Source organism: Paenibacillus sp. FSL R7-0333, assembly GCF_038000365.1.
Classification (GTDB): domain Bacteria; phylum Bacillota; class Bacilli; order Paenibacillales; family Paenibacillaceae; genus Paenibacillus_AQ; species Paenibacillus_AQ silagei.
In genome coordinates, this window is the sequence record NZ_JBBOBZ010000001.1 from 4682817 (window position 1) to 4709504 (window position 26688).

The following is a 26688-nucleotide window of genomic DNA, read 5'->3' on the forward strand; positions in this document are numbered from 1 at the left end:
ATTATTATTAGCGTAGTACCTTAACCAAAGCCGCGACTTCCTCGCTCCCATAGCCAGCGTGAAGGGCCTTGCCAAGTCGGTCGAAGCTGCTGCGCTGACTTGTTCACTAGCAAAGCGCCGGAGCTGTATCGCAGTCTCCGACGCTCCGGGGGCATCCAATCCGGTAACTAGCTGCTATAGATTCACTACATATAATGACGAGGCCACTGAAAAAGTCCATAAAGAACTGAAAGAGACATTCGACACAAAGAATGTCTCTTTTTTTCGATACAATTAAAGAATTAAATCAAAGGCTGGTGGTCTTCATGCTTCCTAAGCAGCAAAGTTTTATCTTGAGCCCGTATATCGAACTTTACAATATACTCATTCCAAAAGATAACTTGTTGCGGCGCATGGACGAGTTGGTGGACTTCAGCTTTGTTTATGAGGAACTAAACGAAAGGTATTGCCAAGATAATGGACGAACCGCGGTAGACCCGGTCCGAATGTTTAAATATCTACTGCTTAAATCCATTTATGACTTGTCTGACGGCGATCTTGTGGAACGCACCAAAACCGATTTGTCGTTCAAGTTTTTTCTACATATGGCGCCAGAGGAAGAGGTTATTGATTCTAGTTTACTGAGCAAATTTCGTAAGTTGCGGCTGAAAGATATGAAGTTGCTCGATATACTCATTGGTAAAACGGTGGAGATTGCCATTCAGCAAGGAATCATTCGCAGCAAATCCATTATTGTCGATGCTACCCACACCAAAGCCCGCTATACCCAAAAAAGTCCGCAAGAGTTGCTGCGAGAACGTTCCAAAAAGGTACGAAAAGCAATCTATGCCTTAGATGAATCTATGAAAAGTTCCTTTCCAGTGAAGCCCGTTACGAATGTACTGGAAGATGAAATCGGGTACTGCCAAGATCTCATTGAGGTCATTGAAAAGGACGGACGTTTTACCGGACTCCCCAAGGTCAAAGAACCCTTCAATCTATTGAAAGAAACCGTCGCTGACGATGTTGAACAGTTGCAGACTTCTACTGATCCAGATGCCAAAGTAGGCCACAAAAGCGCAGATTCCTCATTTTTCGGGTACAAGACCCATATCGCGATGAGTGAAGAGCGAATCATTACGGCAGCGACCATTACCACGGGAGAACGAAACGACGGGAAGGAATTGCAAACTCTTATTGAAAAGAGCAAAGCTGCGGGCATGAGCGTAGAGACAGTCATTGGAGACAAGGCCTATTCAGAAAAAGACAATATTGCTTACAGTACGGAGCAGGGCATTGAACTTGTGGCCAAATTACATCCACAGATTACGCAAGGAAACCGAAGAAAAGAAGACGAATTCGATTTTAATAAAGATGCGGGTATGTATGTCTGCAGAGCCGGGCATCTGGCCATTCGAAGAGCACGGCAAGGCAAAAAGGGACAGGGCAAAAACCAAAAGGATACCTATTTTTATGATATTGAAAAGTGTAAGCGATGTCCTTTAAAGGAAGGGTGCTACACAGAAGGCGCTCGGAGTAAGACCTACTCGGTAAGTATAAAGAGCAACGAACATGCCAAGCAAGCTGTGTTTCAGGAAAGTGAACCCTTTAAGGTCAAAGCGAAAGAGCGCTACAAAATAGAAGCCAAGAATAGCGAACTCAAACACAGACACGGGTACGATGTTGCATCTTCCACGGGTTTAGTTGGCATGGAGATTCAAGGAGCCATGGCGATATTCACTGTTAATTTAAAACGAATATTGAAACTCATGGAGTAACCAAAGTTGAAGAAATAGGTAAGAAAAAGACGACGTCCATTCGGAGAAACCGAATAACGTCGTCTTTTAAATACGTTTTTTTACTTTTTCTAAGAAAGGCTAGTTTTTCAGTGGCCTCTATAATGACCCAAGTGTTTTTTGTTATTCCTTAATACCCCGGCCAAGGACGCCGCACACAATATAATATAGAGTCCCAGGAAAAGCGGCATGGACAGGACCGCCTTACGCTCAACAATCCCCATTCCAATAAAAGTCATCCCTAATATGAGATAGGGCAGGACCATCCCTCTTTGAAAAGAGGCCCGCGCCTCCTTACTCAAACTATCCCTAACGGATTGCCGAAGGAACACATCAAGTCCAAAAAAGTGACAAGCCGCTTGTGTGAGCATCCAGATCCCTAAAAGAATCTGCGCTATGATTTCTCCCACCTCCTTTGCGTATCCCTTCATTATAAACTAAAAAAAGCCACTCCATGAAGGAGTGACTTGATTTGTTATTCACTCAGTTGACGCAGCTTCAGTATCTTTTATATATAATACTTTCCAGCTGATACTGTTTAAAGTATGATTATAGATGTAAGGGAGGGAGGTGATTCCCTTGGAGACATGGCAAAAGCTTTCAGTCATCATTGCAGTACTATCCTTCGTTCGTCTAATCATCAAAGACATTGCTGAAATTAAGGACAAACACAAGAAAGTACGCAAAAAGAAAACGTCTAGGACTTCGGCAAAAAGTCGTAGACGTAAGCGCTAGGCTCCAACAGCCTGATGATATGGAATGGAACGGACACAACACCGTTCCCCTTTTTCCCTTACAGTTTACATTATAACGTTGCATATAGTCAATGTAAAAGGCCAATTCATTTATCTCACTATAGCTTAGAAGGATGTGTATTCAATGTCTAAATCTAAACGTGAAGGTACATTACGATTGTCAATATTCATCATCATGATACCTTTGATTTTCGTTGTTCAATCCAATCCTTACTATATAGCTATTATCTCGTTCGTTGCTCTGTATTCGCTTTTAACTGGCGTTTACAGACTCACACGCAAGTCATGACAGCAGACGAGGCTGTTACTCATTGACGACTGGCTCAGGATCATCCTAGACAAATAGAACGTAACAATATAACTGAAGCCTCGCGATGGGCTTCTTTATTTGTGTGAAGAAGAACAATATCACTCCAACGGGTGAAGGATGCGGGTGTCTCATCGTTTTCTGGTGAAATACATCCAGCCCATATGCCTTTTAGCCACACAATGTAGCCGGGTATCGGAAGCTTTCTGAAGTGTTTATTCCTTTCATGACGGTACTCCCGCCTATCTGTCGCCATTTCTGAGAGTTTTTCTCACCGACCACTGTATGGAGCCTGATTGTTGCACCTTTTGCAGGATTCCTCTAAAAAATGTTACTGGCTATGGTACATTGTTGCTTCATTTGCATAAATTCCGGCATTTTAGAGCAAGTTAGCGCTGGCTTTGTTGCTTTTCATGCAGGATTTCAACAAAAGTTGCTGCGATTAGGCAGCATTGCTGCACTTCTTGCAGGATTTCCCTGCAATCTTACGGGCTGTAGAGCATTAGCGTTAGGCCCCTACATCATCGCAGCAGCACTGAATATGATCGGTTTTTCCATTACATTTGGGCCACGTGCCCACGTAGCGCCGAATGTGATCGGTTTTTCCATTACATTTGGGCCACATGCCCATGTAGCGCCGAATGTGATCGGTTTTTCGATTACATTTGGGCCACGTGCCTCTGCCGCGCGAAATGTGATCGGTTTTTCCATTACATTCCCATTGTGTTCGGCTTTTCGTGTACATCCGACCTGTGTCCAGTGAAACAAAATACCACTTGCTATTGGGGAATACAATTTCCCATTAGCAAGTGGTATTTATTATTATGCATTCCGGTATTCACAGTACAGGCTCTAGACTGAGTATCCCATCATCTATCCTGCCCCTAACCCTTTCAACCCACCTTATGCTCAATGCGCAGCTTATCCGCTACCATGGCAATAAATTCCGAGTTAGTTGGCTTGGATTTGGAGATATTAATGGTATAGCCGAACAGGTGGGAGATGCTGTCGATGTTGCCACGGGTCTTCCTTCTATATAAGTTATGTATTTTAGGTTGTTTATTGGGTTCTAGCGTGAAAATCAGTTGCTCAGTAATCTCACAGGAAGAATGTATATTATATCCATTCTTATGTCAACCCTACAAATAGAAAAAGTGACACGTAATTGTGCCACCCATAGAAATTTCTATCCATAATTAAAAACGAATGCATTACAGTTTTTAAATTTGTGAAAGTAACTTTTTCTTCATCTCACTAAACTCTTCTGATGTAATTAGACCTTGTTTCATCAGTTCCCCTAGCTTTACTAACTCATCAGCCACAGAAGCAGATACTGTAGACACTGAAGCTTCTTCTTTAATCGAATTAGGAGCAAGAGCAGATACTAATTCCTTTTGCTTCGTATCCTGCAATTCAGCATCTGCTCGTCTGATTAACACGCTAATAAGTCCATGCCAATGATTTGCCTCCTTAATTGCATTTTGGTATTTAGGCGTATTTTTTCGAACTGCCTCTATCACAAACAAGAACTTAATATAGTAGACTGGATTTTTTGTATCGTTAACTGTAATTTTTAATGTGATCGCTTTGATTTCACTTTTTGTAGATTTACTCGCTGATAAAGCTCCTACAGCAGCTCCAGTGCCTCCAGCAATCATACCACCAAGTAGTACTCCACCCAATTGACTTGTTCTGGATGTAGTTGTAACTGACTCTCCATCTTCGGTAATTTCAGATTTGATTAAGTCTCTGTAGGAATAAACCTTTTGTGCGATGCCATAATTATTGTCAATAAAGCAGACCTTTTTAGAAGTTTCGTCTATAGCGACCAAGAACTTTTTGTCCTCAGATATATGATATTTTGAAGCTTTAAAATCTTTAACCTCATCCAAATACCAATATAGTTGTTTATCAGTATTATAGTTTTGTTCTGTTTTTTTCCGTTTGGCATACCATGAAGTAACTAATGCTACGCCACCCCCAATAATAAATGCTAATATTGGATTTCCTGTAATCATCCACAACAATATAAACAAAGCTATTGAACCCATACAACCTAGAAGAAAAGTTTTATCATCTGTATTACTCATATATACTCCCCCTATTAATTGAACCCTTTCAAAAACGAAAAAACCAAACGTGCTCCTCTCCTTCATTTAGATTTATTTTCCATACTATAGTCATGATAGTGTCGATAAGTGTAAAAATCAACATAAAATTAACTCAATGTTTGGCTGTTTACAAATCCCCAGCTAACCTAACCTTATGTATGAGGTGGTTACAAATGTCAGAGTTTATCAATCTTGTCGCACAACGCATTAGAACATTGAGAAAACAGAAAGGTCTGACTCAGGAACAATTGGCTGAGAAGGCAAATCTACATTACAGCTATCTATCGTCGGTGGAAAGAGGCGAACGAAACGCCTCCCTAGAATCTATCGAAAAAATCATCAATGCTCTTGAAATCAATCCCATGCAGCTTTTTAATTTTGCTGATATCAATGTTTACGAAGAAACAGCCGATAAGCAAAACACACTTGAAGCAATCGAAGCCTTACTACAAACCAGAAATTCTGACGAAGTCTCCATGGTCTATCGAATTTTAAATGACATGGTTGACACCTTCGACAGAACAAACAAAAGAAGCACTCCACGCAATGACTGAGTGCTTCTTTCCCAGCTCTTCTGTCCTCTATAATGGGGTTCGTACCTTTATAGGAACAAACCCCTCAGCGCCTCCAAACACGCTTCAGCAGCCTCTCCAACGACTCCGTAAAATTCGGATTTTGTCGTTTTATAGTTGCCTACTATTCAAAGAATTCATCACAATTCATAACGCCTCTACAAATAGCTGCTTTCCAATAGTTTTTCCCATGACTTTCTTCAAGCTGTTTTATTTCAATACTGAGAAGACTCTTTAAAGAAAATTCGTCTAATCCAAGGTTTAACCTTTTTTTGTTTATTTGTAAAATTTCAGCTACGTAAGACGTTACTTTATATTCTATTCTGTTAAAAACGTTAAGTTCTTCATAATGCGTACTGATAATGTCATAAAAAGGATTAGTCGTTATATTAGGCGGACACATCGAAAAAACTACCGTTGGAGCATTATTCATCATAGAAATATCAGCTTTCATAAAGACTTCATTAGGAATTTCATCAAAATAGAAATGAACAAATAACCTCATTCCAGTTTCATGATTAATCCATTTCCTACCCTTTAATGAATTACAGTCTGCGCAGCATGGTACTAGATTATGACTCATTACTGAAAATTCAGGAAAATCTTCTTTTGGCAAATAATGATCTACTGTTGTGGGAGAATTAATGCCACAGTAAGGACATTTATCTTTTGTAAAAGTATCCTGGACATTAGTAATTTCTGCAAATAACCAATTGGATGCTTTTGTTTCAGAATTATAACAATTAATTAGACATTGTTTCTCAAGTCCAGAGAAACTTACAGGTGATACATTAGTTAAATTGTAGCAATTGTCTTGATACTCTTTGTAGCGATCTAGAACCCTATTCTGAATACAACCATCCGTATTACCATTTCCCTTTTCAACCAACATATCTCTACATGGACTACTCTTACTACCAGCTATTGAAAGGAACAATGCTTCAGGTGTTAAATTTGGAAAAATAGATAAATTCCTCATGTTTATCGTTTCCCATCTTTATTTAATTCTAAAACATTAAGGTAGGTCATAGCATTATAGCTTAATCCTTTTGGAAAACTCTGAAGTATCTGTTCAAATTTTTTATTCTGCAATGTAACTACATCTCTCAGTAAAGTCATGTAATTACTTTCCAAATCCCTAACATTAAAAACTTCTTCTGTTATCTCTGTAAGGTTTTCACCGAATGATTCAAGAGACAACTCAGAAACCCGTAGAGTGTTATTATTCCGATCAAGCTTTTTTATGTATCTTGAAGGAGTCTCTTGAACAATTAGCGAAGAATGTGTAGAAACTATTGCATATGAATTAAATTCGTTCAGGAGTTCGTTTAGCATCCTCATTAAATTTGATATGGCGTTAGGATGAAGATGGAGTTCTGGTTCGTCAAATAGTAATATTGATTCATATTCTATACTCGAAATTACATTAGTCATTGTGTATAGTAAGATACTTTGACCAGAACTTAATTTCCTTTCAAATAACTGCTCTGGTTCCTCTTCTATAACAAACGTCCTGAATTCATCTTCAAAAACATTTTCAAGTATCCTTTTCCACGCCGCAAACTTTTCTGAATCCTCTTGAAGTTCATATAGCGTATTTTTTGCATTTTCCTTCATTTCTTCCATGGATATTGTTTTCTTGTCCTTACCTTGAATTCCACAATATATATAGTTGTTTAGTTTTTTTGCTTCTTCTCCGTCAATATTAAAGTTCCTAGTCTGATGTGGCTTACTGAACTCATCGAAAGCACTAAAAGAAACTGCAATAACTTTACTGAAAAGTGGCATCGTATCAAATGCATTAATACTATTTTCTTTGCTTTCATCCCCGCAAAGAGCATTTGCAAATTGTGCCATAAATTGTGTTTTACCAGAACCATTCTTACCCACCAATACATGCATTCTGTGAGGCAAGAAGTCATATAATGTATAATCAAATAAAAAATCCACTTTTTGATCTATTAAAGAATATGGAGGTTTAAATGAATAATTAAACTTAAATATTTCATCTTTCCTTACACCACCAAAAAATTGATCAGCTGATTTGAAAACTTTCCGTGGTTCACTCGACCGAAAAAAAGATTCTCTTATTCCTTCATGATTTTCAAAAGCTTTATAGTACTGTTTGTAAATGGCTATATCTTTTATAGCTTTTAAATATTCTTCATATATATCATTACCAAGTTTTAAAATCCTCCTATAATATTCCATGGTTTGACCTAGCGAGCAAAAGATATCTTTCTCAAGCTCATCAAATTCATATGGCATTTTATTAAAAGAAGTAAAAGAAGTAATATGTAAAATTTTCACTGCTCCTAACTCTACTCTAGTATTCGAGTTTAAAAATATATAAGAGGTAAAGAAGGTTTTGTAGCCAAAATCATCCCAGTTATCTTTAAGCAACTCCACATAAGGAAATTCTCCCCTAGTAAAATCCCCTAAGTCATTAGGATATGATACAACATAAAATTTCATGTCAGAACCTTCTTTCTATTTCACTGAATATTCATTGCAATCTTCTTCCCCATAACTTCTCAGCCTTGTAATCCTTGCGCACCTCGTGCAGTACACCGCTATTCGCTTCTGACCAAGACTCCAGTATCATCCTTGGCTCTCCCTCAATGATTTCACACGCTGTAAGAGTGTCGCCGCTTCTGAACGCCTCAATGACTTTAATCAGGTCAGTTCGATCGAGTAGCTTGACATGGTTGATACCAGCCAGTGTCTCACAAGGCTCTGTATACTTGGCTGTAGCAATTACTATAGCTCTCTTTGCTTTGTAGTACCGCATGCAGGAGAAGACCTCCTGTACAGCACTGATACTTACTGGATTGTTAACGTGATAGCGCTTTGCTTGAACAACATTCCTTACACCTTCACGATCAGTGAAAACCAAATCTGCACCAAAATCGCGGCTCCCTAAAGTCTTGTAGACTCCAAAATAGCCTAGCTCCATAAACAGCCTATAAAGATACATCTCAAAACCTGAGCCATCCTCCATCTTGTCTATTTCAGCAATGGTGATAGCTTTTAAATCATAATTCTCTTCAGTGAAGACTGCTGTCCTCTTTTGTTTAAGTTGGAAACTCACAACCAACAAGCCAATTACAACAATCAATACAACTATTAATACAGATAAAACATAGACCATAAGGGCTACCTCCACTATAAACTAGTAAAATCATACCATATTTCACTTGGAAATAAATCAATTTTTTGGATTATTCGACACAGAAAAAGAGACAGTCTAAGACTGCCTCTTCTATTAATTTATGGACAAACATCATACAGTTTTCTGCTTTATTAAAATCCAGACTCGATAGTTCAGCTAGTTGATTTTTTGTAAAAATCATGAATTTAATATCTAAAACCAAAAAACCTATTTTCGTCAGTGCTTCGATCTAATTTTGCAACTACTGACTTTTCATTAATAAATTGATTAATATCATCATCAAGCAACTCATCAACATTTATAGTAACAAAGTATTGTCCTAATTTATTGCTCCGAAGGGCATGGTCAATATATCTTAAGAGTCTTGGCTTCACTACCACATCTGGTTTAGAATAAGAACCATCATGAAATAAAAAACTAATAGCTCTTTTCCTTTGGGTACGATATAAGAGCCACGTCAAATCAAACATATTTATTTTCATGTAAAGTCTGCCATGTGACTTTTCATCTGGTATCGAACAGTTAATTTTAATTCTTCCAGTAGCAGCTTTACTCTTTCCAGAGTTCTCATATTCAAAAATTAAAACTCCTGATTGTTTATAAGTCACCCCCATAAGCTCACTGAATAAGCTTTGCAGGTAATTACGCTGATCTGAAAAAGAAAGAAACTCATCGTTTCTTATTGAAGTAATCCTCAACTTTTCAGATTCTAACATGTTTATGTTGTCATTAATTTTGTTACGTTGATTATACTCCGAAATTCTCACTCTAATTTCTGCTAATTCCAACTGTTTTCTTTCTAATTCATTAATCATGGATGTTATATCTTCAACAATACTTGTATTGTTCAATAAATCAGCGGAAGATTTCAAAGCCAATTCAATCTTCTTTTTTTCTTGATTCCAGTCAATAATTTTCATATCTAATTTATTAATTTTGTCCTTGAAGTAATTCCCTCTATTTTCTACCATGAAATTATAAAAAGATTCAATTTCAGTGTAATTTTTGTTTATACTTTCAGGGAAATAACCTACTAGCTGTTTATAAAATGGGGCTACATCATTTAACTTTTTTATATCTCTTGTTTTATGAGCCAAGTTTTCAATATTTTTTTCATATTGTCTTTTTATATGCTCAGATTCAAATATTTTTTTTTGCAGTTCATTTAGTTCATTTTTCAGATTCGAATACTTTAATGAATTAACTTCATAATGTCCCGTTACATCAAACGACTTAACAGAGCTTTTAATAGTATTAATCTCATTATTTAAAGTATCTTCTTTTAAGATTAGTGCATTTATATTAGTTCCACTTTCAATATAATTAATTTGTTGTTTTAGCTTATCAATTTCCTTCTTGATATTGATAATTTCAGTTTCAAAATAATGAGGTAATCCAAAAAGATATGATAAGAGCGCATGATTTTTAGTAGCATCTCTACCTACCAGAGTAACATCGCTATATCCCTTTTTTTCATCTCTAATTATGTATTCTCTTAAGGAAGAAAAGCTAGTGAAATTACATTCTTCATCTATGAAAACTAAATCATGAATTAGTTTCTTATATTCTGTGGCTGTGTGATTATGCCACTTCGTAATATCATATGTTACCTCACTACTCTGAATACTGTAGCCCTTTTTAGGTGAATTAAATAATCTTGCTAGGAAAATTGTATCTTCGGAAACACTAACTTTAAGTATTATCATAATATCTTTTTCAATAAGTATTTCATTATTTTCATAATGTTTAGTAATAGATTTCCCTAATAGCATTTCTATACATTCGATCATTGTTGTTTTTCCTACGCCATTTGTTTCATCATCGACAGAACTCTTTTCACCTAAAATAATATTTAAACCAATTGTATTAAATTTATATTTTTTCAAGACATCTTCATCTTTCCGACTATAAACTATCAGTTCTTCTAATATCATCCCAAGTTCCTCTTTATCATGTTTTTATTTTCAACAATGAGATTTAGTGAATACAGTAATGATAAAGATAAGTATAAAATCCTTTCCATGTTAAGGTTTAGAGTTATTTCCCTTTCATTTGTGTACGCTAAAAACAACTCATCTATATGTTGTTCTTTCTTTAATAGTTCATATAATGTTTTTGAAGTAAATAAAACATTTTCTTCAATTATTTGATGCTTCGATACCAAAAAATAATCAATACTGTAATAATCGAATTCTTCCATATCTTTCTGCTTCCTTTCCATAAAAGCAGATTTAAAATCAATAACATTAAACAGATTATCTATAAATTTTTTTTGCTTCACTTGATCATTAAATTTAGATTTGAAATTTTCTTTTTGGAAAATCGCAATTGCCGATGTTTCCATCAATTACTTACCTCCAGTTTATTTTTTGATTCATTAAATATCCCACAATCATATATAATCCAAGCTACTAAAATTTTAATATATCTTTTGATTTTGTTATTACTATATGGCAACACTTTAATTTCCGAACTATTAAATAATATCTCAACAACTTTATTAAATATTTCATCCCCATTTGTAAAATTGTTATGAACGCTCATATATGTTTCAATAATAATTTCAGAAACAATCTCTTTTTTCTCCAGTTCAATATATGATGTTGAGTTCATAATTTCATCAATTGCTGAAAAGAATACAGCGTATCCAGAAAATAAATTTTCGAAAGTATCACTACAGTTCATCTTTTCAAATTTTTGCTCAATCTCGACTTGTTTACTTTTATACTTTTCAACATTTCCTTTTTTTTGAGGATATTGATGAAAATCAATTATAAATCGTTTAAATTCGTCCTCATTAAAATCACCTTCTTCAGAGATTGAACTGACAGTCTGTTCTTGAAATCTCTTAACTTCATAGGACAAAATGCCAGTCTTCACTTTTCGACCAACATCATTATTAATCTTCCAATAAGAATTTTCTTGATTCCAAGAGTGATACTGAAAATCAGCTTTTGCACTACTAGTAGAAATCTTTGCTGTTACAAACCCTCCATTAGCATAAGAATCTACTAAACCTGCGCCACTAACAACATGCAGAATTGAGTTGTTTCCATTGACTTCAATGTCGTAATTTGGTTTGTGAACATGCCCAGATAGGTACATATCAATACAATAATCATCAAAATTAGTTTGCATTGCTTTTTTATCTGTATTAGTCATGCAGTCTAGGGTATGATGTCCAATGGCTATATTTAGTTTTTGGGAATTCTTCTCTAGTTTTTCCAAGCAAGAAAGTAATTTGTGTTTTGCAACTAACAATGTACTTTCTTCTTTTGCTGAATAAGCTATTAAGCAGGTATTAATATGTACAATGTTACATTTTTCATTACTTCTTATAAAATGAACTTCATTTTTGGGATAATCTTCACCTAAGAACTGCTTATAAAACTTGAAAAAGCCTTTAAAACTTTTATATAAAATATTTCGAGTATCCGCTATGTTGATAGCTTTATCAAGTTGTTCTGTAGGATTGGCTCCACCTTTAATACCCTGTATCATTAAGCTTCTTACTTCATCTCTTTGCAAATCATGATTCCCAGGAACAAGGTATACTTGCTCTTTAGATATTCTCATGCAAGTGATAATACTTTGTAAAAAGCGATCTATTTCTGAGGTGAATTTCTGACCTTGATGAGTTAAGTCACCTGTTATAATTAGCATATCGAATTTCACTGTATCAGATAAATTAGAAAGATAAGTCATTAACTCTCTTCTCATTTTTTCAGAGTCATAATTAACAAAATGAAGATGCATATCAGAAATATGAACAAAGTTTATCTCCATGGATCCCCCTCGTTTCTTTAATCATCACAATTACATTTATTCCACAAAATTCGCAAGAAATATTATTTAAAACAAACTTTTTTTCGTAATAGTGCGATTTAGTTTAGTGGATGTCTCTTTAGAAGATTATACCATATCACAGATTTCTTTTTTATTGAATATTTGCAAAACATACTTATATTATAAAAAAGGCAGCTAAATTTGCCGCCTTTCCCATTTGGATCTTGTTACTTATTTATCCAAAAACAGGTACAAGTCCTGTTACTACTGCGCTGCTAAAATCGACTTTTCCATTTAAGACCACCGTGTTAGTATTTGCATTCAACACAAGATTCCCGCCAGAAGGTTTAATTTGCAAACCTCCGTTAATCGACTCAATAGCACCACGATAATTGCCGTCACTCCAAAAGGCTAATGACGAGAAGTTTGAACTTTCAATTCTCACACCATGAAGTTGATTGCTTGAATTGTATGAATTAAATCCGCCTGAGTTCAATTCAATCCTGTTCCCTGAATCAGCAGTCTTAAACAATCCACCTATGATAGTACTACCTGTGATAGTACTACCTTCAATTGAGTTACCAACAATTCTCCCACCCTGCAACGTTGGAGAGTATATCATCTTTCCATTGATGAACGTTCCGCTGTAGGTTCCATTTGCAACAGCAGCAACTCCATTCACAGCCTTGTTAGCTGTCGTTTGTGCGGTTGTAATAGTGGGATCGCTGTTGATATTGCTCCAGGACATTGTGCCGCTTGTCATTGAAATATTTCCGCTAATGTTGGCGTTTACAAGAGTTGCATTTGTTGCCACGAAAGCACCTGTAGTACTAACTCTGAAAGGCGCTGAACCAAATGTAGAACTTCCTAAATATATTCCATTTGTATCAGCTTTAAATATACTGCTTCCACTACCGATTGTTAGCGTCCCACCCACAATGTTCGAATTGTTCATGGTTGAACTGTTAATTATACCACTTAATGTAATGTTAGTAGCAACAACGTTACCATACATATCTGCTCTGTAGTTAATGCCTCCTTCAAATATAATCCCAATCATCACATTCATATGGAAAGTTAGCTCCTTTCCATTTTGCAAGTTGCCTATTATCTGCAATAGCAGAAATGCCTTTTTGTATACCCGTTGATGAAACCAGAAAACAATGTAGCGCTCCACCAACCGTTTCGTCCGCCACCTGTTCATATGCTTGTCTAATCACTTCTGGTATATCCAAAGTAGGATTCTTTAATTTAATATTTTGACAGTGTTGGCGTGCTTCTTCAGAATGCGCCCCTGCATTGAATAGCTGGCAATCTGACGGAACCTGTCTGTTCATAGAGAAATTATCAAAATGATTAAGTTGGTAAAGCGTAGCTTTTCCATATTCCATTGTGACAATATTAATCGCAAAGTCAAAACAATCATTAAACTGATTTTTTTTGTTATATTCATTATAAAGTTTTTTCACTTTTCTCTGAATAAATCTAATCGAACTATCCGCCTTTATCAAGTTAAATAGCTGTTGATCGACTTCCACATTACCGCTAACGAAAATCACTTTATTGCCAATCACTCTAATTTTCTTGTATTTATCCGTAACATAATAAGATTTCTCCATTACCCTTGCACTAACTCTACTGTCAGCACAAACAAACACTTGATTTCCTTGAAAATATGCATGCCATAAACTCATATTGCTACCTCTTCTTTCATATTCTCGATACTTTCATCAAATTCAATATAAACAACTCCAAAATCATCAACGTATAGTTCCAAGCAGCTTTTCGCTTCTTCTTGAACATCCGGTATTTGCACATAACGAACACTTGTATCATCCGTCACAACGCTAATTGGAATACCCATACCTACAATCATTGGTGCATTCATAAGCCTGTCCCTACCTATGACATAGATTGAATAATCCTCTGTGACACGCCTGATACCACTGGTAAGATTGCCATGCATCATATTACGCGTGACTCCTAATTGCATGACTTCATCAATACGTGCTATAGAATTGACCACACTGGAGCATTCGAACACAGTTGCCGTAGAATCTGCTTTGGTGGCAACTACGGCTATGCATGGCGTTGAAAACCTCTCCACTGCCCTTTCTGATGCATTTTGACTAAAGGGAACTGCTTCAATGTTGTCCTTGGTATACCCCATATCATGATCCTTCCTTCCGATTGTTGGTCTATAGTCCAACCTCATGTTCCGCTCTTTGAAAAACTGATATTGCGAAGTCCATTCTTTGATGAAACCACGTTCTGCAATCAGTGCTTTAGCCATAGCATAACGATCTTTAAATTCGTGGGGCTTTCTAAAATACGTTGGTTTACTTATGCTTTTCGTTCGATCAATTGAATTCTGGCTTGACTTAACTAACAATATTAATGCCTCCAACTTTTCAATTTCACTCTTTAGCCCTGATAAAGCTGCGCTAAACTCCTGTGATTCTAAAATCTCGCTGCAAAACACATCATCCTTTTTGCACCAACCTGTTCCTTTCATCTTTTTAATCCTACGATTCTCCTGTAAAGCTTGTCTTTTCTCCCTCTTGCTTTTCATTACGGTCATCCTTTCTTTTACTGTTTCAAACACTAATTTTGTATATAAAAAAACATCCAATAGATGTACATTGGATGTTTTTCTTCACTTCGTAATTATTTAAAAAATTGTGTACCTTTAAAATCTCTCCCCGAAACAAAAAAATTCATAACATATTAAATACGTCCTAACCAAACTAATATAGCCTCACAATATATAGGGAGTTGGGGTGATTTCATCAAGTACTTTTGCATACTCATGAGCTTTCATTATATATAGGGAGTTGGGAGACTTTTATCAAGTGGTTTTGGCGACTTTAAAAAGCAGATGACCCGTCGCAGTAGAACAGCGTATGGGATTTTATGGTAATTATCTAGCGTTTCTGATCTAAACATACCCCCGGTATACTGTCGTCTAATATGGATTAGAAGACACTTTTCACACTTAAATACAACATTACAACCATATATTGTATATATTTTTTCATTTTTCGAACTATACTTGCAGTGTCCTTGAGACACGGACATTGTATGAATTAATTCAAGCCAAAAGTGATTTGATGTATAATAATCTTAAGTTACGACGCTTTTCATAATTGTTAGTAGCAGAAGTCTGCCTGATATAATATCCTTAATCACCTCTGAGAGGAATGAGGTTTATGGAACTTTTAGAATATTGGAATAAAACTTTTAGTTCAAAGAGCCTAGAGCTGATATATGATTATTGGTTAGATAAGTATGAAGGGAATCTTCGTAATTGCAACAAACCCATTATTGACTTAGGTTGCGGAACTGGTAATAACACATTATATCTGCTAGAGAGAAATTACGAAGTAATATCTTGCGATTTTTCCGAAGTGGCTCTCAATAGTTTAAAATCCCACATCCCTTATGCAACAATTAAGCATTTCGATATGAGAGACGGCATCCCATTTAATGATCGAAGTGTTGAAATTGTGATAGCAGATTTATCGTTGCACTATTTTGATGAACAAACAACTTTTGAAATACTACAAGACCTAAATAGAATATTAGAAGATAATGGATTACTATTATGTCGACTTAATTCCACTAAGAATATACCAAATTTAAATGTGTTTTATCTCCAATCAGATGGGTTACAGCGAAGATACTTCAACGAAGAGCATATAAATTATTTTTTCAATAATGTATCATGGGAAATTATTTTCAGATCAGAATACATAATGAAAAGATATGCAACGGACAAAGTTGTGTGGGAACTCTTAATAAGGAAGAAGCCATCCAATTGATTCGATTCACACATTTCTAAATAACATTAAATATCTTGGAGGAAGCTATGTCGCTTTTCGTAAATGAATATCCTTCTCTGGAATCTTATTGGCGTTCAGTAATACTATTTGGTCAGAATGTTGCTTCTTACAAATTTGCTTTAGCCAAAGCGCTCTTGGAAGTTTCACCAAATGCTAATACTTTCATTCCATTGGACGAGCTTTCGGAACCTTTCTCAAGACACATACTGGAACATCTCAAGATGAATGACAAGCAAATTACATCTAAGTCTAGCAAATTCGTAGATGCATGTAGAAATTTCAATGCTGGCACAATAAGTAAAGATGAGTTGATAAGCACTACTGTTAAATATGGATATTCCAATGTTCTAGATGCTTTTCACGTGGTTAACCGTGAGGAAATACCAGTAAAGTTTTTTGAGAAAGCTTCTAATGGAAAACAAAAAGGAATTTGCCTAACGGATAATATATTCCACCTAATGAATTCAGTACAAAACCCTAATTTACCTCATGAAGTTGAAGCTAGATGGAACTTGGTTGAGACTGCATGGAAACTGGGAATGAAGTCATCTTTGATAGCCATTCATTACGATGAGTCCAATAATCTTTTTTATACACAAGAAGACAAATTTAAGAGAACAGACGTTACTTCAGCACGGAATGCTTTGAATGGTTATCAGAAGGGGAAGTGTTTTTACTGCTTTCGAGATATTACTGTGGAGCCATCTTCAGATGAATTAGCAGATGTAGATCATTTCTTTCCACACAGTCTCAATCGAGAAATTCATGTGAATTTAGATGGCGTATGGAACCTAGTTCTAGCTTGCAAGTCTTGCAATAGAGGCGAAAGCGGAAAGTTTGCGCGAATACCAGCCATTCATTTATTAGAACGCCTTCATAAGAGAAATAATTTTTTCATCGAAAGTCATCATCCACTAAGAGAGACGCTTATGTTACAAACAGGAACAGCAGAAAAAGAGAGGTATTCATTTTTACTTCATGTAGATAAGGCTGCAATTAATGCCCTCATTCATCGCTGGAAGCCAAGTTTGGAGTTAGCTCCAGCATTCTAACAAAGGAGACTTCGTATAAATGAAATTGTACAATAAACTCATTCGTGACAAAATTCCGGAAATTATGGAGGTGGACAATAAGACATTTGAATTAAGAACTTTGAGTAAGAGCGAATATTGTGAACAACTCATAAAAAAACTCCACGAAGAAATAAGAGAATTCGAAGAAGCAGATGACTGTAATCAAATTGAAGAACTAGCCGATATTGTAGAGGTAATTTACGCTATAGTGGAGAACCAGAGTTTAAGTGTTGAGGAATTCGAAAAAATTCGTTTAGCCAAAAAGGATAAACGTGGCGGATTCTCAAAACAACTATTCCTTATCAGTGTCAACAACGATTGATGTAATTATTACCACTTGCTTTCGCCCTCCCCATAAATCAAAAGGAGCCTATCACTAGGCTCCTCTTTTGATTTTCTGCTCCTAATCTATAACACCGTAATTGCTTATATAAGGATTTACATTTTAGTTTCCAGTAGATAGAGTGGAAAAAGAGCATCCTATAGATGCTCCCATGTTCAACCACTCGTAGAACCTTGCTTTCTTTACTCCAGTCATAGCTTCTATATCTGCAATAGAATGATACAACTTCAAAGCACGTTCAATCTTCTTCGCATCAGTCTTGGGTCGCTATCCTTTCTCCCCCTTGCTCTGAAAGCCGCTAATCCAGCTTTAATCCGCATAAATCCCCCTCCAATATCTATGTACTATCATCATCGCATCATTAACAAGTACGTTTTAACAACCTAGATTTAGCAAGGAGTAATGTAACTGGATCCGTCACATTTCGGGGTACTTACGTTGCATTCTTCCTTCGTCTGAAATATGAAGATTTTTGAAACAACTGTTCAATTTAGTCAAGATTGTTTACATAAAGAAGCAATGAATTAATAGATAGGAAAACATATTGTTCTGAGGTAGGATAATAGGAGAGTTGGAAATATAACCAATTGAGGTGACTTGAATTGAGTAATCATCAAGCAAGATTTATTGAATTAAAATTAAATCAAATTTTAAGATATGATTCTGATGAAGCTGCACTTTTCAGGGGATTTTACGAAAATATTGAGAACATAAAGTTAAAAAAAATTTTCTCGATACTTCATGCACAATTCAATAATTTATTTTCTTTTATGAATGATAAAGCACAAGCCAACCAACATTACAATGCAGATCCCAGTAGATCACTTAAAGATTTAATTCAATTCACTAAATCTTTTCATGCCAACCTTAGAGATGAATATGCATTTACTATAAACGATTATTATGAAGACATCATGAATAAGTGTATTTCCTTCCTTTCATCTAATGGAGGAAGTACAATACCAGAGGACTTTAAATTCATTAACATTATTGAAGATCAACCTATTTTCAATATAGCAAATACAAAGTCTTTATCCAGTGCAGTGAGTAGCACAACTGTGCATATGCGCTTAATTGGCGAAGGTTCATATGCAAATGTGTTTAAGTACAAAGACCCCTTTTACAACGTATTCTATGCAGTGAAGAGAGCTAAGAACGATTTACGCTTTGATGAATTAGAAAGATTCAGAAATGAATTCGATGATCTAAACTCCTTAGAGAGTCCCTTTATCATTAAGGCGTTCTCTTACGAGAATAAAAAAAATGAATATGTAATGGAGTATGCTGACGAAACTTTAAGCAAATATATAAATCGAAGCAACAGTACCCTTCTTTTCGAAAGTAGAAGAGTGTTAATTGAGCAACTGTTTCGCGCATTCATGTACATTCACGCCAAAGGTATACTTCATAGAGATATCAGCTTAACCAATATATTAGTAAAACATTATGATGATGGTTCAGTCTATGCAAAAATTTCAGATTTCGGAAACGTCAAACGCATGAACAGCACCCTTACCAGACAAGGCACTGAAATAAAAGGGGTTTTAAATGATTATAACGATCTCGAAGTTGTGGGGTTTGAAAACTACGAGATAAGACATGAAACTTATGCGCTTGGAAAGGTTATTTACTTCGTCTTAACTGGACGCACTAGTAATTATCATTCGGAAAAGAATGAGCCACTAAAACAGTTCATACTAAAAGCCGTATCACCTAACAAAAACAAGCGATTTACGAATGTTACAGAAATGAAAGAAGAACTTTATCAAAAAGTATACCCAACACTCCGCAAATGAATGACACAGAATCGTCGAAAAGCTAGGAGTCACTCCCCTATCAAAAAGGAGCCTTTCGCTAGGCTCCCTCCCACTCACTACTTAGTCTTTCTTATATTTGTACCTCATATCAGTAAAATTAGAATCCAGATCATTGACTCTCTTAATTAATGTTGGCATATCAGATTTTAAAAGCTTAATCATCCTCTCTACTTGCTCCAACCTCTTACCAAGTTCCTCTTCACATCGTGCTAACCCATCACTTTCTGCAAGTTTCTCGACCAATTCTTCAAGCATATTCTCTATCCTTTTATTGGTTTCTCCTTGCTCCCATATAAAATCCTGTAACTCAAGTTGCAAACCCTTGATATTTTCACTCATGCCTATTCACCTTTCATCTTTAGAGTTTAAGTTTGTAATATGAAAAACAGGATTATCGCAAGAATTTGTCTATCGCTTACCCTATCGCTCACCGTAGTCAATCCGTACAATCTTCAGCCAGCTTTTGATTTTTTTGATTTCAGCTTTGTCCACATTCATCAGCTTTTCAGCGATTGAACTGATGGTATTATCAGCTCTATTCTATACACTCTATCGTCTGGTAACAGGCGGCGCATTGTAGAACAGTTAAATTGGTTACCAGCAGTGATAGGAGAGGCTCAAACGTTAATCCGTTTCGGAATCAATCCTTATAATAATTACTTTCTACTCCAGCCCCTAATGATAAACTGCCTCATGTTCAACAAATCCAGTCCCTAAAGGTAAGCTACTGATCTCAAATTCATCACTCTCTACTTCTTCAAATGCCCCTTCCTCAAAATCTAAACCATCATCGTCTTCTCCATTAAATCCAATATTTCTGACACCCCTGCTTTTCCACCGTTCAGTATTTCTATCCATTGTATCTTTATTTATTTCCAAGAATTCAGCGTATGTCCCAACACCTTTGCATATCTTATGCTCAAGCTTTTTTCCACCTTTTCCGTTATTCCTAAAAAAGGAACATACCACATTCTTTTCATTCATAACTTTGATATATTTATGAATTGTATCCTGATGAGTGCCCAATGTTTTTGCCATCTTCGTAATCGTCATAAAAGCTTTTTGTTCTTGACCATTTGATAACTTTGACAACAAGCAATGTAGTGGATAGTATTTGTCACTTAGACCTTTTCCCTTATAGAATTCAAGCATGTCTAAATCTACAGAAATCCATAAATCCTCATCACTTCTAGGTTGGTCTTTTCTCTTTCCTTCTTTTATAACAGAATCAGTTTGAGGAACATCAATTGCTCTAAACACAATCATTTCATTAACTTTGATTTTATTATTTTCATCTTTTAGTCTGTCCCACCTAGTTGGCTTTTGTAGCTTAATAATCTTTTTTGTTATTAGCAATTTCAATAAATCAATAGTTTCATCAGCAGAATAACCGCTTGTATGCCTTAATTCTGATATTGTAGTATAGAAAATAAATTCTTCATTTAAATTTTCTCTTTTCAGTCTATATTTGCATAGAGTCAAATACATGTTGAGTCCTTTGTAGTCTATGTCCAATATCTTTCTTTTTTTATTGTTCTGGTCGAACCAAGCCGACTTAATCTTTACACTTCCATATAACTTCTCCAATTTAATCTCGTCTCCAATGTACTTATTTTTAGCACTCTGCCCGAAGGGCAGCAGCTTTTTTGCCCGAAGGGCAGTAGGCGAAGCCAATCAAAAGATTAGTAAGCTTCGCTTGCTAAGAGATATTAATCTTTATTAAGGGAGTATATTAATAATATTTAATATGTCCTATTATTAGGGATATCGACATCATCTGAGCATCCTTTTAAATAGAAATTTTGGCTTATTGTCATTAAAATCCGTTCGAAAATTTTATTAGTAACCCTTATTAAATAAGGCTAATATCATTCCAATTACTTTTGATCTGTATGTCCTAATTTTGAGATTTTTGTCACCGTTGATTGAAAATCGAAATCCCATTATTAGACGGTTTGTCATCAAACTAAACATCTAAATCCTAATTTTTAGAATGTTGATCATAATAGTTTGTAACTCTTGTATATTTTTTCAGTAATAATAGGTACTAAAAAAATGAAATTAGTGCAGTGTATCTATTCTGCTTCAATTTAGTGCTTCTAAAAAGTCCACAGGGATGGGACAGTGTTCCAGCCCATGGACTTTGAAATATTTATATCATTCAATATTTTTCATTACCGCGCTCTTCCCTTGTTAAACGTATCGCCTCTTCTATAGTCATATCCGCATTCTTTGGTGGCTTGCCAAGCTGACCATTTGTTTTAGATTCATGACTTTCCTTATTCTGCCGCTGGCGACCTTCAAGTTGCTCAAAATACCTCACATTTTCTTCTGAATAATACTCTTCACCGCATTTAGGGCATTTATGTCCCAAAACTTCAACCTTCACCTTCTCTGCCTCTCCCTGGGGATAAAGCTCCTTATGAATCTTAGCAGGAGGAACATTGTACCAACCACATGTACATTGAGGAATATTGTCTGATTTGGTTGTGACAGTGATATTGGGTAACTCAGCCTGTCCGCATTCTGGACAGTGTAAAATCAACACATTACTAATGCTCACTTCTGAAGCGCTGATTGTTGCTGGAATTTTAATTTTCCAAATATCAAATTCTACTTTTCTATGACAAAATTTACACTCCTTAGGTATGTGGTAGTCCTCTGCTTCAAAAACATCAACTACAAAGTTGTGAAGAATGGTTAGTAGAGATTCCTCTAACCTACGAATGCTATTCGAAATGTCCATGTTCTGTAATTGACCTGTATCTTTTAGTTGTCTAGTTAAAGCCAATAGTTCCAATTGTGCAGTTCCAATTACGTTTGCGATATTGTTAGAACCCATAATATCCCTCCATTCATCCAATGAGTCTTACTTCAGACGACCTAGCTCACGTTGTAATTCCCCCAGCCGCTCCCAACAGGTATTAATGTCCTGTAGATTTGTCGCCAGAAGCTGCTCCAGCCTTCTTACTCTCGCTGGTAGGGCAAAGTGGGAGGTGTCTTCGATCGGATTACTTTGCATGGTTATCAGTTGCTCCTTTACCTCTTCAAGTTCAGCAGCCAGCTTGTCTAACATCATCACTTTATCGTTAGTCATGCGCTTAACCTCCATTATGTTTAATTTGCTTTCCCCAAGTTTTCAATCCATCTAACCGTTGACTTGAAGTTCTCATCATGTAACGGATATCTCATTCTTTGTTTAAATTGCATAGGAGTCATCTTCCACATCTTCGCATCTTTTGCATATTCCCTTGTGAGAAACTGATATATACTGGTATCATAAAAAGCCTTTTGATAATTCAAGAGTGGTTTATAAATATTGATATACTCCAGTTCAAGAAGCAACATGTCAGCATATGAAGATACGTAGCAAACTGTAACTCCACCACAGTAAAAATTTTTAAAATACATGTCAGCGATCGAACCAGATGTTTTCCCATTATATTTTTGTATTGTTCTGGTTCGAACTTTCCTTGAGGCGCCAACATTCAATATAGTGGAGTACGCATTTTTCAAACAATATACAGCCAGTGTGTCTATCTCTATCTTATAAGGATTCTCATAATCCAAAATACGAAAATTTGACTCATATCCCTTAAAAGAAAAACGCATTTTTCTAGAACTCATGGATAAACAATATAACGCCCATCTTTCCTCGTCAGTTGTTGTCGCTGTAATTGGTGTTATCATTAGCTTCGCCCTCCTCAACATGCTGATCATCTTCACTTTTCTCTGTTATTCCAGGCTTTCCAAACCATATAAACAATGATAGTGCATACACCACCTATCCCAAATCCAAAAACGAATGACATGTCAAATGTCGGATTTGTTAACTCAATTACGTTCAACCACCTTCACTCCTTTCGTTCTTACTCCATTCGACCACCTTTCTTCAGAAGGGTATTGACAATACCCAAACTGAAATGCTAATATGAGTGCAGACATTAAACAAAAATTATAATGGTATATTTACGCAAAAAATTAAAAATAAATCAATTTTATCATAAAACATCTTCTATAAAAAGTAAAGGGACGACTTTTTGAGTCGCCCTTTTTTGATATCTTTTAGCGTTCTTCAAATCGCGCTATACGACATTGATCATGCTCCAGACGTGTTCGCTTCCCTCTGTTCTTGCCCTATACACGCCTTCACAGGTAATTTTTTTTGCCTCCAACTCTTTTAGCAACCACTCCGGGACTGCTTCGATAAATAGATATTCTAACGCTTATTTCCTGTTACTACGATACAACAGTTTAAACTTTTTGAAAGTCACCCCTTCCTCTACCTGCTGCATTTTGTGCTGGCGAAAATCACAGATATCAGCAGGAATTGTATCAATATTACCACTCCAAAAGCCGTTCCACTCTCTCAGATCAGCTTCGTTTCTTATTAAAAAGTCCAATTTTTGCAACCAAATGGGGTGTATATTGTTGTATTTCAGAAGTTCTAGCCAAGTCTCCTTTGTGTTTCCAAGGTCATTGAGTATTGATTCGTAGGTCTTTCCGTTTCCCAGCATCATAATTTTTCTCCTTCGAAATGGGCATTGTTAAACAAGGAAATGTATATACATTCCTTTACGAAAATGATATGATCGTTTTATGTTTATGATCGTTAAACGACTATATTCAAACTATAGAACTATAGACGTTTAATGTCAATAGTTTATTTGGAGGGCAGCTTATGAAAAACATGTTTTCTCTGCATTGCAATCTTGCACAAATCCTTGCCGATAGAGATATTACGCCATACAAGCTGTCGAAAGAAACCAGCGAAAGGATAGGTACAATTTACAAGTTAGCTAACAATGATATTGACGGAGCAAGACTCCCAGCTTCTTTATTGGCTAACGTTTGCGGATATTTGGATATTACACTGGATCAGTTGTTTACTATTACTGGAGGCGAAAAGGAGGATGAAGCATGATCTCAGATAATGCATTGAATGAGATGGGTGTTATAAAGAGTAAAGAAGGGGTATTCATTCCGAAAGACTTCTGTCTTGTTACGCTGCTAAATCTTTACCAAAATGAAACTACTGTGCTAACTGATGAAGAGCATAATGCAATATCTAAGTTTCTTTTTCACTTGGAGCTTGACTTGAGCATCTGTGACGGAACGAAAAAGGCATACCTTAAGCAGAGAGTTGTTGAAGCGGACTAACACCCTTGTATGCTCAAAATTTCATCCAAGTCACCAAGCTGCTCATATACGTTGTAACGCTCTCTCATTGCTCTACCAACATTCCCCTGCCAAAGGGATTTAAGAGGCGCTAAACTACATATGAATTGTTCTCAGCACTATGTTCACGCTTAACGCCACTCTGTAATCCCTACCCAGCTCAAAAAAAAGGCAGCACACTCAGCTCTTTTCGCTAAAGTGTGCTGTCCTTCTGTTTAAACATACACATAAAGTGGTATGAATAGAGGGGTATTACAATGTTTCTAAGGCATTCTATACCCCTTGATTTTTACCTCCGAAACGGGGTTTTTGGGCGGCTCCAAGCGTGATAAAACCCCCCGAAATCGGGATATAATATTCTTTTCTATATCTTTAATATTCTCTTCTATATCTCCGGTGAACGGGGTTCTCCGTTTTATCGGCTTCGCCTTTGGACGCTTCGCTTAGTGGGCTTCGCCCATGGCTTCCTGCGGAAGCGAAAACCGCTGATATGGTTAAATGACAAAGAGTAATCCGCCGACCCTAGAAAAGTGACGGATTACTCTTTGTGGTTTAATCCTTAAAGACATGAACAAAAAGGTAATCCGCCCACCCTGAGAAAGTAACAGATTACTCTTTGTGTCCAAAAACAAGGGATAACAAGAAAAAGAATAGCACAAAAGTATAGAAATGCAAGTTTTTACTAAATAAAAATCCACACCTCTCCACAACCATTCCACATGATGTAAACGCCGCTGTAGCCTCTGAGGGCAGATTTACCCATTCTGGCTCCATGAATGGCATCTATCAATAATGGAATCGCTCTGAGGGAATCAGAGGGGGAAGTCATTCTGACAGGGCTATAATTTAATCACAATTCTTCAATAAAAGACAACGGACTATGTTTCTGATACTTCTTCGCTATCTCTTCATCTGAAAAATCTAGATATGCCTTCTGTGTAACTTCCACTGAGGAATGACCTAATATCCTGCAAAGGCTGAACCAATCCCCTCCGTGCAAGATATAGTATTTTGCAAAATTGTTTCTCAACAAATGTGGGTGGACATGAACTCCAGCTTTTTCACCAGCCTGACGTAAAGCTCGTTCATAGTTACGCACTTCAAGCTGCGTTCCTTTAGTGGTGGGGAACATATAAGGACTTTCAGAATATCTGTCCTTATATCGCAACCATGATTTTAACTCATTTGCGGTTTTATAGGAGAAATAAACAAAACGTTCTTGTTTGTTTTTTGCATTTGTCACATGAATACTCTTGTGCTGGAAATCTATATTTTCAGGCAAGATACTTAGACATTCACCAATACGCATTCCAGTATCAAGAAGGAGTCTGGTGATCACAAGGTTCCTGTAACCATGGAATGTACTGGATTCAAAGTGATTGAAAATACCCTTTAGCTGATTGGGTGACAAAGTTTGCTTTAGCTTACGTTCAACTTTAGGGTTCTCTATATTCTCCATAGGATTCTTGGTAATTTCTTTTTCGACTTGATACAGGTAATTGAAAAAGACTTTGATGTTGCGAACGTAATTAGAGATTGTGGACGTTGATACTTCCGAGTTGTAGTCTTTTCTGCCTTCTGGATGGTTGTTATATTTTGACTTTGATGCAGCAACTACTGTGTATTTTCCGCGCTCTCGTAAATACTTAATGTAGTGCCTCATATGCCCTGTTTGAACTTTTTTGACTTCTTCAATTTGAAATTCACTTTTGAGATATAGCATAAAAAGCTTCAGCGTCTGTTCGTAACTCGCAAGTGTTTTCCGTGACAAGTTCTTAGATGAACAATAAAGCATAAAGTTTTCCAATTGAAATTGCATGTCTGTCATAAAAAATACCGCCCTTCATTAGGTTTTTGATAAACCCAATAAACAACGGCATTAATACATTTGTCATATAGAAGTAAGGTGGTTTCAAACGACCATTTTCAGATGTTTACCGCCAAAATTGTTCTGACT

Annotated in this window: 26 protein-coding genes and 1 pseudogene; 9 read left to right on the plus strand and 18 right to left on the minus strand. The window is 36.2% G+C overall.

The genetic code is table 11. The features are described from left to right. Positions 1–305 precede the first annotated feature (305 nt). The gene (locus tag MKY86_RS19905; protein WP_036726139.1) at positions 306–1757 is read left to right on the plus strand and encodes an IS1182 family transposase; all 1452 of its coding nucleotides are present in this window, start codon (positions 306–308) and stop codon (positions 1755–1757) included. A 1408-nt stretch (positions 1758–3165) separates the two neighbouring features. Further along, a complete protein-coding gene (locus tag MKY86_RS19910) occupies positions 3166–3600 on the plus strand; it encodes a hypothetical protein (RefSeq protein WP_143803930.1) in 435 nt (144 codons plus the stop codon). Positions 3601–3730: 130 nt separating this feature from the next. On the opposite strand, the pseudogene MKY86_RS19915 reads toward MKY86_RS19910, so the two are convergent. Together MKY86_RS19915 and MKY86_RS19920 are read right to left on the minus strand one after the other, a co-directional pair. Beyond that, a pseudogene (locus tag MKY86_RS19915) lies at positions 3731–3862 on the minus strand (sporulation initiation factor Spo0A C-terminal domain-containing protein); the annotation flags it as partial. A 195-nt stretch (positions 3863–4057) separates the two neighbouring features. Further along, entirely contained in the window at positions 4058–4927 is an 870-nt protein-coding gene (locus tag MKY86_RS19920; protein WP_076086214.1) for an SHOCT domain-containing protein, read from the minus strand. A 194-nt stretch (positions 4928–5121) separates the two neighbouring features. Here MKY86_RS19920 and MKY86_RS19925 point away from each other — a divergent pair, with 194 nt between their 5' ends. Next, entirely contained in the window at positions 5122–5502 is a 381-nt protein-coding gene (locus MKY86_RS19925; protein WP_076086217.1) for a helix-turn-helix domain-containing protein, read from the plus strand. A gap of 142 nt (positions 5503–5644) precedes the next feature. On the opposite strand, the gene MKY86_RS19930 is transcribed toward MKY86_RS19925, so the two are convergent. The 9 genes from MKY86_RS19930 to MKY86_RS19970 all read right to left on the minus strand — a co-directional run bounded on the left by MKY86_RS19930 (position 5645) and on the right by MKY86_RS19970 (position 15050). Next, positions 5645–6499, minus strand: a complete 855-nt coding sequence (locus MKY86_RS19930; RefSeq protein WP_143803907.1) for an HNH endonuclease — start codon at positions 6497–6499, stop codon at positions 5645–5647. Between the two features lie 2 nt (positions 6500–6501). After that, on the minus strand, positions 6502–7995 hold the full coding sequence (locus tag MKY86_RS19935) for an AAA family ATPase (protein ID WP_076086223.1): 1494 nt from the start codon (positions 7993–7995) through the stop codon (positions 6502–6504). Between the two features lie 31 nt (positions 7996–8026). Next, positions 8027–8671 (minus strand): restriction endonuclease, encoded by a 645-nt coding sequence (locus MKY86_RS19940; protein ID WP_076086226.1) that lies wholly within the window; start codon positions 8669–8671, stop codon positions 8027–8029. Between the two features lie 206 nt (positions 8672–8877). Next, positions 8878–10626: a DUF2326 domain-containing protein gene (locus MKY86_RS19945; RefSeq protein ID WP_076086229.1), complete on the minus strand. Its 1749-nt coding sequence runs from the start codon at positions 10624–10626 to the stop codon at positions 8878–8880. Next, entirely contained in the window at positions 10623–11036 is a 414-nt protein-coding gene (locus MKY86_RS19950) for a hypothetical protein (protein WP_340827353.1), read from the minus strand. The genes MKY86_RS19945 and MKY86_RS19950 overlap by 4 nt, the downstream gene beginning before the upstream one ends. After that, complete coding sequence (locus MKY86_RS19955; protein WP_076086232.1) at positions 11036–12478, minus strand: metallophosphoesterase family protein; 1443 nt, start codon at positions 12476–12478, stop codon at positions 11036–11038. Before MKY86_RS19955 ends, MKY86_RS19950 begins: the two co-directional genes overlap by 1 nt. Before the next feature lie 235 nt (positions 12479–12713). Continuing rightward, positions 12714–13547 carry a hypothetical protein gene (locus MKY86_RS19960; RefSeq protein ID WP_076086235.1) on the minus strand — a complete coding sequence of 278 codons (834 nt, stop codon included), beginning with the start codon at positions 13545–13547 and terminating at the stop codon, positions 12714–12716. Continuing rightward, entirely contained in the window at positions 13519–14172 is a 654-nt protein-coding gene (locus MKY86_RS19965) for a hypothetical protein (RefSeq protein WP_076086238.1), read from the minus strand. Before MKY86_RS19965 ends, MKY86_RS19960 begins: the two co-directional genes overlap by 29 nt. After that, complete coding sequence (locus MKY86_RS19970) at positions 14169–15050, minus strand: hypothetical protein (RefSeq protein ID WP_076086241.1); 882 nt, start codon at positions 15048–15050, stop codon at positions 14169–14171. The genes MKY86_RS19965 and MKY86_RS19970 overlap by 4 nt, the downstream gene beginning before the upstream one ends. 637 nt (positions 15051–15687) lie before the next feature. Between MKY86_RS19970 and MKY86_RS19975 the strand changes: the two genes are divergently transcribed. The 4 genes from MKY86_RS19975 to MKY86_RS19990 all read left to right on the plus strand — a co-directional run bounded on the left by MKY86_RS19975 (position 15688) and on the right by MKY86_RS19990 (position 19532). Next, positions 15688–16299: a class I SAM-dependent methyltransferase gene (locus MKY86_RS19975; RefSeq protein WP_076086244.1), complete on the plus strand. Its 612-nt coding sequence runs from the start codon at positions 15688–15690 to the stop codon at positions 16297–16299. Positions 16300–16346: 47 nt separating this feature from the next. Next, positions 16347–17372 carry an HNH endonuclease domain-containing protein gene (locus tag MKY86_RS19980; RefSeq protein ID WP_076086247.1) on the plus strand — a complete coding sequence of 342 codons (1026 nt, stop codon included), beginning with the start codon at positions 16347–16349 and terminating at the stop codon, positions 17370–17372. Between the two features lie 19 nt (positions 17373–17391). Next, positions 17392–17715 carry a nucleoside triphosphate pyrophosphohydrolase gene (locus MKY86_RS19985; RefSeq protein WP_076086250.1) on the plus strand — a complete coding sequence of 108 codons (324 nt, stop codon included), beginning with the start codon at positions 17392–17394 and terminating at the stop codon, positions 17713–17715. Between the two features lie 623 nt (positions 17716–18338). Next, positions 18339–19532, plus strand: coding sequence for a protein kinase domain-containing protein (locus MKY86_RS19990; RefSeq protein WP_076086253.1), 1194 nt, complete (start codon positions 18339–18341; stop codon positions 19530–19532). An 81-nt stretch (positions 19533–19613) separates the two neighbouring features. Here MKY86_RS19990 and MKY86_RS19995 read toward each other — a convergent pair whose 3' ends face one another. The 6 genes from MKY86_RS19995 to MKY86_RS20020 all read right to left on the minus strand — a co-directional run bounded on the left by MKY86_RS19995 (position 19614) and on the right by MKY86_RS20020 (position 24073). Next, positions 19614–19892 (minus strand): hypothetical protein, encoded by a 279-nt coding sequence (locus MKY86_RS19995; RefSeq protein WP_076086256.1) that lies wholly within the window; start codon positions 19890–19892, stop codon positions 19614–19616. 336 nt (positions 19893–20228) lie between these two features. After that, positions 20229–21140, minus strand: a complete 912-nt coding sequence (locus tag MKY86_RS20000) for a hypothetical protein (protein ID WP_076086259.1) — start codon at positions 21138–21140, stop codon at positions 20229–20231. A gap of 574 nt (positions 21141–21714) precedes the next feature. Further along, a complete protein-coding gene (locus tag MKY86_RS20005) occupies positions 21715–22395 on the minus strand; it encodes a hypothetical protein (protein WP_076086263.1) in 681 nt (226 codons plus the stop codon). A gap of 27 nt (positions 22396–22422) precedes the next feature. Then, the gene (locus MKY86_RS20010; RefSeq protein WP_076086266.1) at positions 22423–22650 is read right to left on the minus strand and encodes a hypothetical protein; all 228 of its coding nucleotides are present in this window, start codon (positions 22648–22650) and stop codon (positions 22423–22425) included. Between the two features lie 20 nt (positions 22651–22670). Then, positions 22671–23243, minus strand: coding sequence for a hypothetical protein (locus MKY86_RS20015; protein ID WP_076086269.1), 573 nt, complete (start codon positions 23241–23243; stop codon positions 22671–22673). A 536-nt stretch (positions 23244–23779) separates the two neighbouring features. After that, positions 23780–24073: a hypothetical protein gene (locus MKY86_RS20020; RefSeq protein ID WP_076086273.1), complete on the minus strand. Its 294-nt coding sequence runs from the start codon at positions 24071–24073 to the stop codon at positions 23780–23782. A 161-nt stretch (positions 24074–24234) separates the two neighbouring features. Here MKY86_RS20020 and MKY86_RS20025 point away from each other — a divergent pair, with 161 nt between their 5' ends. Together MKY86_RS20025 and MKY86_RS20030 are read left to right on the plus strand one after the other, a co-directional pair. After that, positions 24235–24477 (plus strand): helix-turn-helix domain-containing protein, encoded by a 243-nt coding sequence (locus MKY86_RS20025; protein ID WP_076086276.1) that lies wholly within the window; start codon positions 24235–24237, stop codon positions 24475–24477. Further along, the gene (locus MKY86_RS20030) at positions 24474–24713 is read left to right on the plus strand and encodes a hypothetical protein (RefSeq protein WP_076086279.1); all 240 of its coding nucleotides are present in this window, start codon (positions 24474–24476) and stop codon (positions 24711–24713) included. Before MKY86_RS20025 ends, MKY86_RS20030 begins: the two co-directional genes overlap by 4 nt. Before the next feature lie 868 nt (positions 24714–25581). Here the strand turns inward: MKY86_RS20030 and MKY86_RS20035 are convergent. After that, positions 25582–26559 (minus strand): tyrosine-type recombinase/integrase, encoded by a 978-nt coding sequence (locus tag MKY86_RS20035; protein WP_076086282.1) that lies wholly within the window; start codon positions 26557–26559, stop codon positions 25582–25584. Positions 26560–26688: the final 129 nt, after the last annotated feature.